The organism is Natrinema salinisoli (genome assembly GCF_020405205.1).
Classification (GTDB): Archaea; Halobacteriota; Halobacteria; order Halobacteriales; family Natrialbaceae; genus Natrinema; species Natrinema salinisoli.
Window position 1 is genome coordinate 1,939,395 of record NZ_CP084469.1, and the last position, 16,878, is coordinate 1,956,272.

The 16,878-nt window shown below is 66.6% G+C and carries 21 protein-coding genes; 5 read left to right on the top strand and 16 right to left on the bottom strand.

What is annotated here, in order from left to right; translation table 11 throughout:
• Positions 1 to 51: 51 nt before the first annotated feature.
• Complete coding sequence (locus LDB05_RS09520) at positions 52 to 210, bottom strand: anaerobic ribonucleoside-triphosphate reductase (protein WP_226007685.1); 159 nt, start codon at positions 208 to 210, stop codon at positions 52 to 54.
• 560 nt (positions 211 to 770) lie between these two features.
• Between LDB05_RS09520 and LDB05_RS09525 the strand changes: the two genes are divergently transcribed.
• The 3 genes from LDB05_RS09525 to LDB05_RS09535 all read left to right on the top strand — a co-directional run bounded on the left by LDB05_RS09525 (position 771) and on the right by LDB05_RS09535 (position 3,648).
• On the top strand, positions 771 to 2,366 hold the full coding sequence (locus LDB05_RS09525) for a bacterio-opsin activator domain-containing protein (protein ID WP_226007686.1): 1,596 nt from the start codon (positions 771 to 773) through the stop codon (positions 2,364 to 2,366).
• A 106-nt stretch (positions 2,367 to 2,472) separates the two neighbouring features.
• A complete protein-coding gene (locus LDB05_RS09530; RefSeq protein WP_226007687.1) occupies positions 2,473 to 3,426 on the top strand; it encodes a phytoene/squalene synthase family protein in 954 nt (317 codons plus the stop codon).
• Positions 3,427 to 3,495: 69 nt separating this feature from the next.
• On the top strand, positions 3,496 to 3,648 hold the full coding sequence (locus LDB05_RS09535; protein WP_226007688.1) for a hypothetical protein: 153 nt from the start codon (positions 3,496 to 3,498) through the stop codon (positions 3,646 to 3,648).
• 28 nt (positions 3,649 to 3,676) lie between these two features.
• On the opposite strand, the gene LDB05_RS09540 is transcribed toward LDB05_RS09535, so the two are convergent.
• From LDB05_RS09540 to LDB05_RS09555, 4 genes are all read right to left on the bottom strand, one after another.
• Positions 3,677 to 3,838, bottom strand: coding sequence for a hypothetical protein (locus LDB05_RS09540; RefSeq protein WP_226007689.1), 162 nt, complete (start codon positions 3,836 to 3,838; stop codon positions 3,677 to 3,679).
• A 78-nt stretch (positions 3,839 to 3,916) separates the two neighbouring features.
• Positions 3,917 to 4,933 carry a bisanhydrobacterioruberin hydratase gene (gene cruF, locus LDB05_RS09545; RefSeq protein WP_226007690.1) on the bottom strand — a complete coding sequence of 339 codons (1,017 nt, stop codon included), beginning with the start codon at positions 4,931 to 4,933 and terminating at the stop codon, positions 3,917 to 3,919.
• Complete coding sequence (locus LDB05_RS09550; protein WP_226007691.1) at positions 4,926 to 5,798, bottom strand: prenyltransferase; 873 nt, start codon at positions 5,796 to 5,798, stop codon at positions 4,926 to 4,928. The genes cruF and LDB05_RS09550 overlap by 8 nt, the downstream gene beginning before the upstream one ends.
• Positions 5,799 to 5,925: 127 nt before the next feature.
• Entirely contained in the window at positions 5,926 to 7,422 is a 1,497-nt protein-coding gene (locus tag LDB05_RS09555; RefSeq protein ID WP_226007692.1) for a phytoene desaturase family protein, read from the bottom strand.
• Between the two features lie 147 nt (positions 7,423 to 7,569).
• Here LDB05_RS09555 and LDB05_RS09560 point away from each other — a divergent pair, with 147 nt between their 5' ends.
• Positions 7,570 to 8,268 carry an SDR family NAD(P)-dependent oxidoreductase gene (locus LDB05_RS09560; RefSeq protein WP_226007693.1) on the top strand — a complete coding sequence of 233 codons (699 nt, stop codon included), beginning with the start codon at positions 7,570 to 7,572 and terminating at the stop codon, positions 8,266 to 8,268.
• Between the two features lie 123 nt (positions 8,269 to 8,391).
• Here LDB05_RS09560 and LDB05_RS09565 read toward each other — a convergent pair whose 3' ends face one another.
• From LDB05_RS09565 to LDB05_RS09575, 3 genes are all read right to left on the bottom strand, one after another.
• On the bottom strand, positions 8,392 to 8,676 hold the full coding sequence (locus LDB05_RS09565; RefSeq protein WP_081603348.1) for a translation initiation factor eIF-1A: 285 nt from the start codon (positions 8,674 to 8,676) through the stop codon (positions 8,392 to 8,394).
• 168 nt (positions 8,677 to 8,844) lie between these two features.
• A complete protein-coding gene (locus tag LDB05_RS09570; RefSeq protein WP_226007694.1) occupies positions 8,845 to 9,354 on the bottom strand; it encodes a YkgJ family cysteine cluster protein in 510 nt (169 codons plus the stop codon).
• A gap of 83 nt (positions 9,355 to 9,437) precedes the next feature.
• Positions 9,438 to 10,199, bottom strand: a complete 762-nt coding sequence (locus tag LDB05_RS09575) for a fumarylacetoacetate hydrolase family protein (RefSeq protein ID WP_226007695.1) — start codon at positions 10,197 to 10,199, stop codon at positions 9,438 to 9,440.
• A gap of 140 nt (positions 10,200 to 10,339) precedes the next feature.
• Between LDB05_RS09575 and LDB05_RS09580 the strand changes: the two genes are divergently transcribed.
• Positions 10,340 to 10,579 (top strand): PRC-barrel domain-containing protein, encoded by a 240-nt coding sequence (locus tag LDB05_RS09580; RefSeq protein WP_226007696.1) that lies wholly within the window; start codon positions 10,340 to 10,342, stop codon positions 10,577 to 10,579.
• Positions 10,580 to 10,744: 165 nt separating this feature from the next.
• Here the strand turns inward: LDB05_RS09580 and LDB05_RS09585 are convergent, their stop codons facing one another.
• The 8 genes from LDB05_RS09585 to cbiB form a co-directional block, all read right to left on the bottom strand.
• Positions 10,745 to 10,981: a hypothetical protein gene (locus tag LDB05_RS09585; RefSeq protein WP_226007697.1), complete on the bottom strand. Its 237-nt coding sequence runs from the start codon at positions 10,979 to 10,981 to the stop codon at positions 10,745 to 10,747.
• An 88-nt stretch (positions 10,982 to 11,069) separates the two neighbouring features.
• Positions 11,070 to 11,486 (bottom strand): DUF8009 family protein, encoded by a 417-nt coding sequence (locus LDB05_RS09590; protein WP_226007698.1) that lies wholly within the window; start codon positions 11,484 to 11,486, stop codon positions 11,070 to 11,072.
• A 143-nt stretch (positions 11,487 to 11,629) separates the two neighbouring features.
• Positions 11,630 to 12,427, bottom strand: coding sequence for an adenosylcobinamide amidohydrolase (locus tag LDB05_RS09595; protein ID WP_226007699.1), 798 nt, complete (start codon positions 12,425 to 12,427; stop codon positions 11,630 to 11,632).
• Entirely contained in the window at positions 12,424 to 13,482 is a 1,059-nt protein-coding gene (locus tag LDB05_RS09600) for a pyridoxal phosphate-dependent aminotransferase (RefSeq protein ID WP_226007700.1), read from the bottom strand. The genes LDB05_RS09595 and LDB05_RS09600 overlap by 4 nt, the downstream gene beginning before the upstream one ends.
• Positions 13,472 to 14,527, bottom strand: coding sequence for a nicotinate mononucleotide-dependent phosphoribosyltransferase CobT (gene cobT / locus LDB05_RS09605; RefSeq protein WP_226007701.1), 1,056 nt, complete (start codon positions 14,525 to 14,527; stop codon positions 13,472 to 13,474). Before cobT ends, LDB05_RS09600 begins: the two co-directional genes overlap by 11 nt.
• Positions 14,528 to 15,115, bottom strand: coding sequence for an NTP transferase domain-containing protein (locus LDB05_RS09610; RefSeq protein ID WP_226007702.1), 588 nt, complete (start codon positions 15,113 to 15,115; stop codon positions 14,528 to 14,530).
• Positions 15,115 to 15,879 (bottom strand): adenosylcobinamide-GDP ribazoletransferase, encoded by a 765-nt coding sequence (gene cobS, locus LDB05_RS09615; protein WP_226007703.1) that lies wholly within the window; start codon positions 15,877 to 15,879, stop codon positions 15,115 to 15,117. Before cobS ends, LDB05_RS09610 begins: the two co-directional genes overlap by 1 nt.
• Complete coding sequence (cbiB, locus tag LDB05_RS09620) at positions 15,876 to 16,847, bottom strand: adenosylcobinamide-phosphate synthase CbiB (protein WP_226007704.1); 972 nt, start codon at positions 16,845 to 16,847, stop codon at positions 15,876 to 15,878. The genes cobS and cbiB overlap by 4 nt, the downstream gene beginning before the upstream one ends.
• Positions 16,848 to 16,878: the final 31 nt, after the last annotated feature.

The window sequence follows — 16,878 nt, forward strand, 5'->3', positions numbered from 1 at the left end:
ACTGGCCGAGCGAAGAGGATCGACCGCATCGAATCGCTCGTTCGAGCGACGTCACCGACTCGTGATGACGTCCGTGCTCTCACAGTCGGGACACTGGGTCATCCGGCCGAGTTTCGGAACCTCGATCCGCCGCCACTCGTCGTCACCGCCCGGCGCTTCGAACCCGCAGTTCCGACACCGTGACAGTTCGTGCGTGACCTGGCTTCCCATATCTCGGACTATGCTGTAGACTCACATAGGCGTTTGTTCGCCCGGACGAGACCGTCACGGGTTCCAACGGGTCCCGCGACCGATCGCCGGGAGACGACCGGTCGCCGGAACGCCACAGGACAGGGTGTGCGTGGACACTGCGATTCGTTCGAGCCGGACACGGCCACGCGAGTCGTCCGTGACCGACCCATTCGGTTCCGCTGGTTTCGATCGGAGATCGTCTCGTCGGAAGCGCCACCGCCGTCGAGCGCCGCGTGGACCGCCCGTAGTTGCCTGCGTATCGATCCCATCGGTGCTCGAGTCGTCGTCGAACTGATGATCGTCCGGCAGGCCTGATCTCCATGCGAGTTATCCACAAACGATCATAAAAGCGTTGCCCGGGCGTATTGTCGGAAGAACCGGTACGACAGACGGTCGGGATAGCCATACGCCGTGTCGAACGAGCAGACCGCCGACGAGCCCGGCGAGCGAAGTCACGACGGCGCGCGCTCCGAATCCGACACGCATCGTGATCACGCGTGCCAATCATATTAAGCCGGATCAGATCGTACCCCGGGGTGATGGGCTCTCGGAACGAACTCACTGCAGCGACGCTTGACACGCTCCCGATCACCGTCGCCGTCCTCGACGACGAGGGCGAAATCCTGCTGACCAACCGATCGTGGCGCGAGTTCGGCTCCGGGACTGACGACCACGTCGGCGCCGACTACATCGCGACTACGGCGACTGCGGACGACGAACACGCTCGCCGAGCGGTGACGGGAATTGAAGCCGTCCTCTCCGGCGATCGAGAGTCGTTCACGATGGAGTATCCGTGTCACTCGCCCGATCAAAAACGGTGGTTCATGATGCGCGCCAGTCCGTTTCACGAGGACGGGGACCGGTTGGTCTCGCTCGTCCACCTCGATATCACCGAGCGGAAACTGGCGGAACTGGCGGCCGAGGAAAACGCCAGGCAGGTCCGCGAGGAACGGGAGGCACTCGAACACGTCCTCGAGCGGGTCGACGGCCTCGTTCGGAACGTCACTGACGCCGCCGTCGGTGCGGAGACGCGGGAGGAGATCGAGCGCGAGGTCTGTACGTGTCTCGCGGAGACCGATCCGTACGTCCTCGCGTGGATCGGCCGAGCCGACGTGACGAATCAGCGGCTCTCACCGCGAGAGTGGGCCAGTCAGGAGACGGTCCCGCTGGAAGACGACGAACTCGTCATCGGGACCGACGAGACACATCCGGCCGTTCGAGCGTTCGCGGACGGCGAAGCGCAGGTGGTTCGGGACCTCGACGCGTTCGAGGACGCCGACCGATGGTGGCCGACGGGAGCGAGCGAGCACTTCCACTCCGTCGCTGCGCTCCCCCTTACGTACGGCGACCTCATGTACGGCGTGCTGATCGTCTTCGCGGACGAAACCGACGCGTTCGACGAGCGGGAATTGCTCGTCCTCGAGTCGCTGAGCGAAACGATCGCGACCGCGATGAACGCACTCGAGGTCAGGCGGATGCTCACGACCGAAACCGTCGTCTCGATCGAGGTCGCGATCGAGGACCCGTCGCTGTTCGTCACGGCGCTGTCCGAGACGCTCGACGCCGCGATCAGCTATCGGGGACTGACCTACGACGCGGACGGTACCCCACTCCTGTTCCTCCACGCCGATCGCGAGATCGATTCCGACAGCGTCGAAGACTCCTCTCTGGACGGCTCCGACGTGACGATCCTCTCCGAGACCGAGGACGGGGCCGTCCTCGAGGTCGCTGCCGAGGACGGACTGGTGACGGCACTGAGCGAACACGGTGGCGTGATTCGGGAGCTGACGGTCACTGATACCGTCGCGGACCTCTCCGTCGAACTGCCGGATGGCCGGTCCGCGCGATCGGCGTACGACCTCCTCGAAGACCGATACGGCCGCGTCGAACTCGTCAGCTACCACGAAACCGAGGAACCGGCCCAGACGCGACAGGACGTCACGTCGCGACTCGAATCCTCGTTGACGGACCGACAGCTCATGGCGGTACGCAAGGCCTACTACGCGAACTACTTCGAGTGGCCCCGCGACGTGTCAGGCGAGGAATTAGCCGAATCGATGGACATCTCCCGATCGACGTTCCACCAGCATCTACGGACCGCCCAGCGAAAACTTCTCGACGAAGTCCTCGAGTGAGACCACCGGCGGGGGTCGATTAAACATAGTGAGGGGCTGGTACTTTATACGTATCTCTCGTATTGTATATATCCGTTCACCCCCGGTGAGGTCAACGAGACAGAGAATGCAACAGGAACACATCGACGCAGGCAAGGCGATACAGAAACGGACCGGGAAGACGTTCTATCTCGCGACGCGGTTTCTTCCCGAGCGAGTGCGTCACGCCACGCACGTTCTCTACGCGTTCTTCCGAATCGCAGACGAGGTCGTCGACGACGCCGACGACGTGGATCCGGACGTCCAGCGGGCTCAACTCGAGGACATTCGGGCCCAGGCACTCGGCGATCAACCTCCTGACGACCCGGTCCTCGAGGCGTTCGTCGAACTCAAAGCGGAATACGGGATCGCGGACGCGGAGGTCGAGACGTTCATCGACGCGATGGCCACCGACATCGAAACCAGCCGGTATGAGACCTACGGCGACCTCGAATCCTACATGCGAGGGTCGGCCGCGTCGGTCGGGGTGATGATGACCGCGATCATGGAATCCGACGCCGAGGAGGCCGCGATTCCCCATGCCGTCAAGCTCGGCGAGGCGTTCCAGATGACGAACTTCCTCCGTGACGTCCGCGAGGACATCGTCGAGCGGGATCGGATCTACGTGCCACAGGAGACGCTTCGAGACCACGGCGTCGACCCCGCTCAGATCGAACGCCTCGAGCACTCCGAGTCGTTCGGGGCGGCGATGGCCGCCGAACTCCAGCGCACGGAGGACCTCTATCGGGAAGGGGTCGCCGGCATCCGGTACCTGCCGAAGGATTGCCAGCTCCCGGTCTTGCTGGCTGCGGTCCTCTACGCGGAACACCACACCATTATTCGCGCGCAGGATTACGACGTGCTCTCGAGGGAGCCGTCGCTGTCGACGGCCCGGAAACTGTGGTGTCTCGCGAAGACGCGCTGGCACTGGCACTGGAACCGGGATCCCGAAGCGGTGTTCCAGCGGGTCTCGGCGGTGCCGACGACCGAACACGAGCGCCGGAGTTCCGAACACGGGGACGGCGTTCCCACCCGGTCGTGATCCTCGGCATATCAAACCCCATAATATAGTGGCTCTTCTTTCGTAGGTCCCGCGGTCGAATACGGGAGTATGTCCACGAAAGCGAACTCGGATATCGTCAACGAGGAACGACAGATGGCCCGAACGACGGCGATCGGTCTCGGCGTGTGGCTCGCCCTGACGATCGCCGCCGTGGTCCTGTTGCTCGTGTTCGGGGACGCCATCTCGAGCCTGTTCGTCTGAGCGAGCGACGGCGGTCGCTACGTCCGACTCATTCGGAGAAATCGTCGGTAGTCAGGGCCGTCGTTTCCGCCACGATGAACTTCGCCAGCTTCCGTTTGGGGTGTTCGGCCACGAGGTGATCCTCGAGCTGCTGGCCGGGGGCCGGCGACTCGCGACAGACCGGACACTCGATCGGCTCACGGGTTGCCATACCGGTGACTGGGTACTCGCGACCAAAAGCCGTCTGCCGGCACGCTCGTCTCGTCGTCCGAAAGAGTGTCGGGGGTCGCTATCGTCCCCGAAGCCGATCGGGGAGCGCCCCGGTCACCATCTCCGGGCCGTAGCGATCCGTCCGGAGGAGACCGAGACAGAACAGACCGGCGACTCCGGCAGCCAACCAGTTACCGTAGAGTGCGTTGATCGACCCCCAGAGCAGGACGAAGCTCACCAGATCATCCAGTGCGAACTCGCAGGTCCGAACGCGCTCGAGCAAGACGTCCCGATCGAACGCGAGGTCCACGAGAACGACGGCGACGGTCCCCGAGAGGAGCCATCCCCAGTAGTTCGACGCGGGGACGCCGTAGTACCCTCCGGGCGGAACGTACGCCCAGAACCCGATGGCGACGGCCGCGGGGTCGAGTACCAGATCGACCGCGACGACGGCGGCGATCGCGCCGAGGAGACGGGGGAGGACCCGCACCGCCCGCTCGCGGAGCACCAGGAGCGTGAGCAGGTAGGCGTTCAGCACGAGCGGCACGAAAAACAGCGGTAGGGCGAGGGGCACCTCGCCGCCCAGCATCGGCCCGAGCTGGATCCCGTACTCGAACGCGCCGTAGGGCCAGTCCGTTCTGACGCCGATGAATTCGATCGCGTAGGTGTAGGCCGTTAGAACCCCCAGAAACCCGACCGCCCGTCGGTCGAGCGTCGGCAGCAGGGCGACGACCAGCGGCGAGCGCATCACCAGCGTGCCGAACAGGATCAGCAGGGGATTGTACGCCAGCGGTTCCGGGAGAACCTCCATAGCGCTGCCGACCAGCGTTATCGCCCCGATAACCGGAAAGACCACCGCGATGGTAAACCGGTTCTCGCGGACGAGGGCCTCGAGGCGACGCTGGATGACCGCTCGCGTCGTGTCAGCACCGGAGACGCGATGGCCGTCGCTCCCGTCACAGCCATGCTCCCGAGAGGACGGACCCGACTCGACGTCCGTCTCCGGACTCGAGGCGACCCCCTCCGGCGAACTTGACCGGTCGTCCGCTCCCGAACCGGGACGCGAAGGCGGGTGGTCCGACCCCCCGTTATCCATAGAGTACCCTCCAGAGTCCCCCCATCGTCAGGATCGCGCCGACGACCGTGTTGATTGCGGGGAACCACCAGTAGGCGCGATCGACGGCGACGCTCGCGGTGGCGATCGCGGCCACGAGCGCCGGGTAGACCAGCATGAGTGCGCCCAGCCGAACGTCGAGCGCGCCGAAGGCAGCGGCGCTCGCGAGCCAGCACGCGCCGCAGTAGGCGTAGGTCCGGCGTTCACCGAGAACCGTCGCGGTGGTTCGAATGCCGGTTTCGCGATCGGGTTCGATGTCGGGAATCGCCGAAAACGTGTGCATTCCCATCGCCCATAGCCAGCCGCCCGCGATCGCGAGCAGCGGTGGCTGACCCCCGGCGACGGCGGCGTACGCGGCCGCGCCCGGCGCGATGTAGAGTCCGTTCGAGAGCGAATCGAAGAACGGCGTCGTCTTGAACCTGGCCGGCGGGGCGCTGTAGGCCGCGCCGAGGACGAGAAAGGCGACGAGCCACGGCACCGCGGCCGTCCCGACCAGCGGGACGAAGAGAATCGGGAGGGCCGCACAGACCCCGACGGCCGCGGGAACGTATTGCTGTCCCCGATAGCGCGCCTCTTTCGTCTCCTTCTTCGGGTTCGCCGCGTCGATCTCCCGGTCGTAGATGTCGTTGATTCCGTAGAGGAAGACGTTCGCCGGCAGGAGGAAGTACGCGAACAGCGCGATCGTCGTCGGGGTAAACAGGTCGTCGACGGACGCGGCGGCGTAGGCGACGCCGACGACGACCGGGCCGGCCAGATACAGCCAGAATCGGGGCCGCGAGAGGGTCAGCAGGTACGACAGCTGTTCGCCGACGCTGGCCTCGCTCGGGGTCGCGGATTCCGGATTCATGGGTGGTGTCTCGAGCGCGCAGTCTCGGCCGTCCCGGAGCGGGCTGTTCCGACCGCCTCCGAGCACCGTCCAGGACGGATCGCCGTCGGAGGCAGTCGGACGATCTGATACGTTCGTCGCGAGTCGATCACGGCTGGGTCTCGATGCCGTGGTCCTCGAGCACCGCCTCGGCCGTCAGGTCGCCGCTGATGAGACACATCGGGACGCCGATGCCGGGTGTGGTATCGCCACCCACGAAGTAGAGTCCATCGACTTCGCTCGACCGGTGGGGCGGTCGGAAGAGGGCCGTCTGCCGGAGAGTGTGGGCCAGTCCCAGTGCCGTTCCCTCGCGGCTGTTGTACCGACTCGCGAAGTCGTCGACCGAGAACCGCTCCTCGAGGACGATCCGATCCCGCAGCTCCGTCCCGGTGTTCGCGGCGATATCGTCGAGGACGACGTCGCGATACTGGTCGCGAATCTCGGGGGCGTCCTCGAGCCCGGGCGCGATCGGGACGAGGACGAACAGGGCGCTGTGGCCGTCGGGCGCGACGTCGTCGTCGGTTCTGGATGGCACGCACAGGTAGTAGGCGGGATCGTCCGGCCACTGGGGATCCTCGAAGATCTGGTCGAAGTGGTCCTCCCACTCCGTCGGCAAGACGAGCGTGTGGTGGGCGAGTTCGTCGACGTCGCCCTCGATGCCCAGATAGAGCAGGAACGCGGAGGGTGCGTAGGTCCGCTCGTCCCAGTAGTCGTCGTCGTGGCCGCGCCGTTCGGGCGTGAGTAACTCCTGCTCGGTGTGGGCGTAATCGGCGTTGCTGATGACCAGATCCGCACGCACCGGCCCCGTCGGCGTTTCGACCTCGAACCCGCCCGTGCGGCCCTTGATCTCAGTCGCCGGACGATCGGTGTCGTACTCGACCCCGAGTTCCGCGCCCATGTCGACGATCCCGTTGATGACCGCGCCGATCCCGCCGTCGGGATACCAGACGCCGAGGTTGAAATCGACGTGACTCATCAGGTTGTACAGCGCCGGCGTGTTCGTCGGCGAGCCACCGAGAAACACCAGCGTGTACTGCATGATCTGCTGGAGCTTTGGGTGGTCGAAGTAGCCCTCGACGTGGCCCTGCATCGAGCCCAGCAGCGAGAGGCCCCGAGCCTGCCGGGCAACGTCGAGGTCGAGGTAGTCCCGCAGCTTGGTCCGATCCTCGTAGACGAAGTGCTCCATCCCGACCTCGTAGTTCTCCTTCGATTTCTCGAGGTACCGCTCGAGCGCGTCGCCAGCGCCCGGTTCGTACTCTTCGAAGACGTCCTTCGTCCGCTCTAGGTCCGGCGTGATGTCCACCTGATCGCCGTCTTTGAAGAAAATTCGGTAGTGGGGATCGAGATGCGAGAGCTCGTAGTAGTCGCTCGGCGTCCGATCGAAATCGGCGAAGAACCGCTCGAAGACGTCGGGCATCAGATACCACGAGGGACCCATGTCGAATGTGAAGCCGTCCTTCTCGAGGCGGCTCGCTCGGCCACCCAGCTGTTCGTTCTTCTCGATGACGCGGACGTCGGCACCCGCATCGGCGAGGTAACAGGCCGTCGAGAGCCCACCGATCCCGCTCCCGATCACGACCACCGACTCGTCCGCCAGCGATTGCATACCCGAACGTGACTCACGGATCGAAGTTAAACGTGCGTCATACATAAGTAGGGATTCGAACGGGTACGGAGACGGGGACGAACCGGCTGACGGCGTCCGCCCCGACCCGTCCGGTGGGTTCCTGTGGGTTGCGCCCGTAGAGTGAGTATGGACGGAACGACAGCCGTCGTCACTGGCGGCACTCGTGGCATCGGACGGGCCGTCGCCGAGGCGTTCGCGGCCGAGGGAGCCACCGTCGTCGTGGGCGCCCGAGACGGCGACGACGTCGAGACGACCGTCGACGCGCTCGAAGCCGCCGGTGCGACCGCAGCGGGCCTCAGGACCGACGTTCGAGACGAGTACGACGTGGAGTGGCTTACCGAGACTGCCTCGCGAACGGGTGCGGCGTCCGGTATCGACGTCGTCGTCCCTGCAGCGGGCGTCTACCACGGCGAGGCCGGACACACGCCGACGGACGGCGAGTCGTATTCGACGTTCGACGATCACTGGCGGACGAACGGGCGCGGCGTCTACGCGACGATCCGCGAGTCGCTCCCGCACCTGAACGACGGCGCGCGGGTGCTCGTGCCGACTGGGTCCGTCGCTCGAGACGGGAATTCGGGATACGGCTCCTACGCGATCTCCAAGGCGACCGCGGAGGCGGTGGCTCGCGGGTTCGCGGCCGACACCGAGTACGTCGTCGGGTGTCTGGACCCCGGCATCGTCGCGACGGATCTTTCGGGAGCGAACGGCCGCGATCCCGACGCCGTCGCGCCGATGTTCGTCTGGGGGGCGCTCGAGGCGGAGCCGGACGAGATAGACGGGGAAATCGTCGGATTGCGCGAGTGGAAACAAGCGACCCGATAACCGGGTGCTGACCTCGAGCCTGCACTCTGGGCTTCGCTGGCGGCGGAATACGAGCGAGCGCAACCGCTACGAACGAACTATCGTGCGGAGAAGTCTAGTAGTGAGCGGAACCGAAACCGAGGTTCAATCGATGTGGCCTTCGCGACGCAGTTGATCTGCGTCCTGACCAGTGTAGCGCCATTCGATGGTGGCCTTCTCGTCTTGCCAGTCCCAGGGCTCGGCGACGACGATGTCGTCTTGCTCGATCCAGGTCCGGTATTTCATCCGGCCCGGAATGCGGCCGAGTCGCTCCTCGCCGTCCTCACAGCGGAGGCGAACGTGGTTGCCACCGAGGTGTTCGGTTACGACGGCGAATACTTCATCGCTGTTGGGCATACGGAGGTTCCGTCGCCCGGAGTCTTCTGTCACAGTTTAACTACGTGCGGTAGACGTTTAAATGGTTGGGGAGTCGTGCTATCGTACGCCAGCATAGTGTCAATACGTTCACCGTAACCCGCGAACGACTCCACGAACGTGACCGTTCGTCGAAGGAATCACTGCATCAGTACGTCGAACGAACCGCTGTCACACCAGTCACTACAATTCCCGATCGGAGTCCGGATTCTCGAGTTCCCACAGGAGTTCCGGCAGGAAGGCCTCGAGGTTGTCGATAACGCTGCGCTCGCTGACGTTCAGTCCCTCGCAGTGTTCGTGGGCCGACTCCCGAATGTCGACGTGGAGGTCGCCGTCCTCGAGCCAGACGCCGAGCGGAAAGACCGAACACCGGGTCGGTTTCCAGTCCTCCTCGAGGTGGAGCGAACACAGTCCGTCCTCCCGAAGGAACGCACAGGCCGAACCGTCCTCGCCGACGTGGTCGTCGCGGTCTTTCGCCTCGCGGGTGACGAACTTCTCGCCGCGAAACTCCGTCGTCGTCTCGGCGAGGTTCGCCCGCTGGGCCAACTCGAGGAGGTCCCTGTCGTAGAGGAGCACGCCGTGGTGACAGCACCACGTGCAGTCGTCGACGCACTCGAAGGTGAGGTCGGGATCGAACTCGACGACGACCTCGCGGTCGGGATACACCTCGACGCGTCGGTGGTCAGCGCTCACGACCGTGGAGAGGTGGGTCGGACCCAAGTGCCTTTCTACCCGTCCATTCCACGGCCGCGTCGCGATCGATCTCGAGGACGGACCTACGAGCGAACTCCCTCGGACTCGAGCGGCAGTTTCTCCCGTTCGCTCGAGTCGACGACCGTGTTGCGGAGCGTGCCGACGCCCTCGTAGGTGATCTCGACGGTGTCGCCGGGTTCGACGAGGCCGGGGTTGGCGGGACTCCCGAAAGAGATCACGTCGCCGGGGCGGAAGGTGAACCGGCGGGAGAGGTACGAGACGATCTCGTCGGGGTCGAAGAGCATCAGTTCGGTATTCGCTTCCTGACGGCGCTCGCCGGCCACGTCGGTGTGCATGTCGATCCCACCGGGGTCGACGGCCGTCTCGATCCACGGCCCGAGCGGGCCCGAGGCGTCGAAGGCCTTCCGGGCCGTTCGGCCGCCCTGATCGAGCGCGTCCATATCGTTCAAAATCGTGTAGCCGCGGACGACGTCGGACACCTCGTCTTCCGGGACGTTTCGACAGGGTTCGTCGATGACGGCCGCGAGTTCGCCGGCGTAGGTCACCTCGTCGCTGAAGTCGGGGTAGGGAATCGCGTCCCCGTGACCGACGAGCGACGCCGGCGGTTTGATGAAGAAGTCGGGTTCGTCGGGCCGCTCGTACTCCATCTGATCGAGCGTCGCCGCGAAGTTCCGGCCGACGCAGTACAGCGCCGAAGGTTCACAGGGCGGCAGGAAGTCGCCGTCCGTCCCCACCTCGTAGACGCCGTCGTCCGCGTGAACGACGCCGTCCTCGTATCGTCCGGCTACCGGTCCATCGTCCGTCGCGATCCGCGCGAGTTTCATTATCGGCGGTCTCTGGGCCGGCGGATTAGTGGTACCGGTTTGACTGCGAGTCGATCCGATCAGTAACTCAGTTCGCGGTGCGGTCTCGGGGCAGATGCAGGGACGGTCTATACCCGATCACCCGACGGAACGGGAACTGCATGTGCGCTAGCTTCACCGACGACGACGAGGGGAAACGCGTCGTCAACGCGAACGGAGAGGAAATCGGCATGGTAAAAAACGTCAGCGGCGGAACCGCCCACATCGATCCCGATCCCGGCATGACCGATACGGTCAAATCCAAACTCGGCTGGGGAGACCACGACGAGGAGACTTACCCGCTCGACGACGACAACGTCGAGTCGATAACCGACGACGAAATCCGACTCCAGCGTCTCTGAGCGACGACCGAGCTTTTTATCGAGACGTGAGAGCGTCCGCTGTCAGTCGGCAGGGAGGACCCCACAGTACCGATTACCGAAGGACGCCCAGTGACTCACCAAAAAATTCCTCTCGAGGGTCTGCAAGCGGACGTTCGCCCACATCCCGGTCTCGAGATCGGTGCCTCACTCCTCGACCAGCAGGTACGTTCGGCCGCCCCGGTGCTCGAGCGAAACGGCGTCCGTCTCGACGTTCGAGCGGACGTATTCCCGGATCTCTGTCGTATGAACGTCGGAGACGTCGATCCGTCGTCGCTGGTCGGCCGACCGGGCGTCCCGGTCGTCGGTCGACTGGTGTTCGCGTCGAGTACCGCCCTCGGTGTGTTCGGTTCGGGTATCAGTCTCCTCGACGATCAGTGGCATACATCTCAATTGGAGAGATAGTACGTCAAACCGACCCGTCCGGAGTGAAAGTGAAAGTGCGAGACGGCGTCCCGGTCCCGGTCACTCGTTATCCGAGCGGTTTGAGCTCGATCCGATGGGATCCGTCGTCGGTTTCGAGCGTAACAGAATCGGCAATCGCCTCGCGAGCCCGTTCCCGCCAGTCGTCGACGGTCTCGGCGTGTCGCTCCCGGATATGGTCGGCGTCGTCGGCGGCCGCGTTCTCGAGTGCGGACTCGAGATCGGGGTAGTCGGTGACGACGTCGTCCGCGATGACGTCGGCGGGCGAAAGGTGAATCGCGCCGGTCAGTTCGGTGTCGTCGACGCGGTAGACGTGGATGCGGGCCCGCATCCGGCCGTGAAACGGCGGTGTCACCCGGAGGACGGCGTCCCCCGGGTTCTCCCGGCTGTAAACGTAGGCGTCGACGGCGTCCTCCGGCGACAGTGCGATCGAACGGATCGCTGACGGGTCGTCGTCCTCGACCATCGGCCGACGATTGGAGTCGCGACGGGTTAACTGTCAGGTCCGGAGCCGCCGACGGAGCCCGGGAGACGACTCTCCGGCCGCTCGAGACGTGAGAAACCGCTGTCATCGCTTCGCGTGCGGGGATCCCGGGCACGTGACACCAATCACTCGTTCGTCGTCCGGCTCTCGGATGTCTCGAGTGCGGGGTGAAACACGGTGGCCTGCCCGTCCGTCGAGACGCCGTATGCCGCAGCCTCGACCGATTCTGGGCAGCTCAAGTCGGCGGCTTCGTAGTGGGCACGAAGCGATGCCCGAACGGCGTCCCGAACGCAGGCGCGCGCCGCCGCGCCGACGATAGTTCCGCTTCCCGAAAACTCGGCCGGCGACCCCGTCGGATCGTGGCCGACGACGATCGCGTCCGTCGTCGTCCCGGGGAAGCCGGTTTCGGCGAGCAACGTCGCCGCCTTCGCCTCCGCGGCGACCGCAACGAGGTTTGCCAGCGCGCCCGGCGCGAGCGCCCGCGTGGTCCCGACGATGACGTTGACGGTACCCCGGCCCTGCTCGAGCGCTGACTCCTCGGACCCTTCCCCCACAGCGTCGACCTCCTCTGCGGGAGTCGGGCGCATCGGTAACGCGGCGGGGTTCGAGATCCCCGCGGTCGCATAGGCCGTGACCGGACCGCGGCGAGCACCGCGAGCGTCCGCGATGTCGACGCCCGTCAACAGAACCGGCCCGGCAGAAGCTCCGTCGGGCGTCCCGAACCCCGCCCGCTCGAGTCGCTCGTCGACGTAGCGCTCGAGATCCGTCCGGTCCCAGCCGTCGGGAACGGAGACGTTGTACGCACGGTCCGCCGTACAGCGGCCGCCGTTCCAGCCGGTCGAGAGCCATTCAGTGTTCGATCGAGAGACCTGAAGCACGCCGTCCCGCCGAAGCGAATCGTAGTCGAGGTCCGGCTCGGTCATGACTCCGTTTCGGGGTCGACGTCGTCGTGACTGCGAACGCCCAGCGCGGCGAGCAGCCGATCGTTTGCCCTTCGGCCCTTGACCGCGACCCGGACGTGCGAATCGAGGGTGCGGAACGTCGTCGCGTCGCGAACGGCGACGCCGGCGGCTCGCGCATCGTCGATCACCGTCGAGACGTCGCGGTCGCCGACGCCGATGAGGAGGAACGGCGCGTCCGAGTCGTAAACGTCGAAATCGTCCTCGAGCGCCTCCCGCATCCGCTCGCGCTCGCCGGCGACGCGAGCGCGCGTGTCGCGAACGAACTCGTCCCGTCGCAGGCAGTGTGCGCCGACGCTGGCGGCCGGCGTCCCGAGCGACCACGCGCGGCGAGCCGTCGCGAGCGCGTCGCGTCGCTCGCCAGCTGCGACGGCGAAGCCGGCGCGGAGTCCGGGCAGGCCGAACAGTTTGGTGAGCGAGCGAGCGACGACGACGTTCTCCCGCTCGAGTTCGGCCGCCGACGACCGATCGGTAAACCCGAGGAACGCCTCGTCGACGAGGAGCGTCGTACCGGCGTCCGCACACCGGGCGGCGAACGACTCGAGCGCGTCCGGATCGACCGCGTCTCCGGTCGGATTGTTCGGCGTACAGAGCACCGCGAGGGCACACGGATCGAGCACGGTCGATCCGATCTCGAACAGGTCGTCGTACCGGACGAACCTCGGTGTCGCCCCCTGTAGCTGGACTTCGCGGGCGTACTCCCCGAAGCTGGGGTAGGGAACGAGTGCCTCGTCACCCGGCTCGAGGACGCACTCCATCGCGAGCCGGATCGCCGCCAGCCCGCCGGCCGTGGGAATCACTCGCTCCGGCTCGCAGCCGACGAACTCGCCGGCCGCGGCCCGGAACGCCGGGTAGTCGTCGTCCGGATAACGGCGAGACTCCTCGAGTGCAGCGGTGTAGACGTCGCCGACGCCCTCAGGCGTTCGGGGGTTGGTGTTGGCCGAGAAATCCAGCAGGTCGCGGTCGGGCTCCCCGCCGTGGGGGACTCGGTCCCCGACTCGGATCGAGTCAGGGTCCACGAGTTCCCTCCGCGGTGGCGTCGGGTTCGGTGCTCGGTGCGGTCTCGGCAGCACCCTCCTCGTCATCGATTCCGAGCCGAGCGCAGACCGTCTCGAGTCGATCCCTGACGGCCGCCATCTCGCCGTCGGGGACGAGCGAGAGCGCGCCGCCCATGCCGACGCCCTCCTTGGCCTCGCCGGCGCAGTAGCGTCGCATCGCGACGTGGTCGCGTCCGTCGAAGCCGGGGTCGGTGACAGCGAGTTCACAATCGAACCGGTCGCAGGCTTCGCGAAGCCGGTCGCCCTGCTCGTCGGCCACGAACGACGTGGTCGCGGTCGACAGCGGCGCGTCGATTCCCGCGTGGCGCACCGCAGCGGCGACGGCGACCATCTGGGTCCCGCCCGCCAGCGTCACCTCGGTGCCGGACTCTAGCGCGCCGGCGGCGATCCCTGCCACCACCGGTTGGACGGGATCACCGACCGCTTCGATCGCCTCGAGCGGCGCACCCTCGCAGTCACTCGGCTCGAGGCCGCTCGCGGCCAGCGCCTCCTCGACGACCCCTCGCTTGCGTTCGATCGGGTTCGTCGGCAGGGACGAGGAGACGCCCGTCGGCTCCCCGAGCGCGGTCAGGACGCCGAGTGCGGTCGTCGTCCCGCCGGGGACCGTCTCGCCGATCATGAGCCGCTCGTCCGGGAGACTCGCGCCGTAATCGTACGCGCGATCGAAGGCGGCGCGGGCGTCCGGCACGGCGATGTCGTTTCGAATGTCGGATCCGGGCTCGCTGCCGAGATCGACCGTCGATGCGGCCGTCGGTTGGCTAAGCCCTGCATCGATCACCGACACGTCGAAGCCGACGACCTCCCGAACGGCCCGGGTCACGGCGGCGGGCGTCGGACAGCCGTTCGGGCTCACCGGCGTCACCGGCGACGCGACCGGCTCGCCGTACTCGAGGATCTCGACGTCGGCCGAGGGCGTGTGCGCCATCAGTTCCGGGGCCGCCCCGGCGGCGCTGATACCGTCGATCAGTGCCGTCTCGGTCGTTCCGGCGGGGAGGAGCAGTCGCATCTACCGGCCCTCCGCGGACCGGCGCTGCAGCCGGTCCGCCGCGATGGCGGCGTCTTCGAGTCGGTTCACGTTCACTGCGAGTCGCGGATCGTAGTATACGTCTGTCATAGTCGTCGATTCGTCGGTACTGCCGACCACGTTGACCCCGGTCGGCGCAAGGTGGTCGTCGGCCTCGAGTCGCGAGTCGATACTGACCCCGAGGCGTCGCTTGAGCGCAACGGGAACGCAGACGGTCCGCGAGGCGTCGCCCTCGCCGTGGGCCGCGAGTATTCCGTCGATGACGGGGGCCTCGAGCAGCGGCAGATCCGCCGCGACGGTCAGAAGCGGCGGCGACGGGTCGGGCCGCTCGAGCAGAGTCATCAGATCGGCGACGTAGCCGTCGCCGGCCGTTTCGATCGTCGCAATACCCTCGGCCGACTCGAGATGGGCGCGGGTGTCCGGCGCGTTCGGCGAGACGGCGGCGTAGATCGCCTCGATCTCGCTCTCTCGAAGGGCCGCCAGTACGCGATCGACCATCGCCGTCCCCTCGATCGGGTGGAGCGGCTTCTCGTGGCGGCTCTCGAGGCGGGTTCCCTTTCCGCCGCACATCACAACAGCGTCCACGCGATCACCCCCAGATGGACGCCGGCGACGCGGCCGACTTCGTTGGCGGCACCGAAGATATCGCCGTTGATGCCGCCGAGATTCCGGTTCGCCCAGTGCCAGGGAAGCCCCCCGCCGGCGAGGGCTCCACAGAGGGCGACTGCACCCGGGTGTGGCCAGGCGAACGTGGCTGCGGAGAGCGCGACGACCAGCGGGAAAAAGAAGGATCCCGGGGTCGATCCGTCGATGAACTGCTCGCCCATCCCGTCGGACGCGGCGGTCCCGTAGGCGGCCATCCCGGCCATTCCGAGCTTCGTTCCGACTTCGGCCCCGATTGCGACGCCGACCGCCGCAAAGAGGGGAAGTTCGGCCAGTCCGAGGCCCCCCAGCGCCAGCGCGGCGACGGTGATCGATACCGCCAGCAGCGCACCGACGCCGGTCGTCGTGTCCTTCAGTACCTCACGACGGCGCTCCGCGTCGCCGTGAACCACCAGCGCGTCGCCCAGGTCGCCGATCCCGTCGAGGTGGTGAATACCGGTCACGGCGTACACCGAAAGCAGATACCCTACTGCGACGGTCGGCGCTCCGAGTCGGTCGATCGCGAGCAGCGGTATCGCCGCCAACATGCCCGCGACGAGGCCGACGAGGGGAAACACCGCCGGCGTCGAGCGGAACGCGTCCCAATCGCCCTCGCGGTGTCGAACCGGGAGTCGCGTCAGGAATCCGAGGCCGCCGCGGACGGCACCGACCCAGCGGCCGATTACAGTCATCCGTGGCCCACCTCCGCGATTCGTCGACCGACCGACTCGAGGGCCGGCGAGCCGGAAACGATCACCGCCAAAACGATAGCGGCGGCGATCGAGACGACGGCCGCCCGTCCCACGAGGGTGACGGCCCGCTCCCCGTCCGCAACGGTCGGGAGCGCGGAATCGGGATTGAGGACGTAGACACCCGCCTTCTCGAGGCGGACCGGGAGCGCGCAGGCGAGCGTCGCCATCGGCCAGCCGGAGTTGGGGGACGGCGGTGCCCGCGCCCACTGTCGGGCGCGAGCGAGTGCGAACGGATCGGCCGCAGCGACGGCGATCGATGCGGCTGCGAGTCTGGCCGGCAGGTGCATGACGAAGTCGTCCAAGTGCGCGCTCGCGGTACCGACCGGCTTCGAGGGGTACCCCAGCATCGAATCCAGCGTGTTGACGCCTTTTATCCACGCGGCGACCGCCGCGGCGGCCGGCAGCGAGATCGGCGCGAGAACCGCGAACGGAACCAGGGTCGCGACGAATCCGTCCGCGAGGTTCTCGCCCGCACTCTCGACCGCTGCACTGCGAAGCTCGTCGGCCGAGAGCGTCGCCGTGTCTCGGCCGACGAGCCCACGGACCCGTTCGCGAGCCCGGTCGAGATCGCCGTCGGTCGCCGCGACGACGTCCTCGGTGAGCTCGAGCAGCGAGCGCAGGCTGGTCGTCAAGAAGAGAACGAGTGCGGCGGCCACGCCGCCGCCCATCGGATGCAGCGTGGCCGCCGCGAGAACGGCACCAGCCGCGACGACAGCCGGAACGAGCGGGGTCAGGGCGGCGATTCCGACGCCGACCAGCCGCTGGCGGCGTTCGTCGGCGCTCCACTGCCGATCGACCGCTCCGACGAGCCGGCCGAACCAGGCGACCGGATGGGCCGCGGTCGGCGGTTCGCCGATCAGTAGATCGAGGCTGAACGCCAGGCCGATGACCGCGAGCGTCGTCAACACTCCGTCCTCGCCTCCATGCTGTCGACACAAC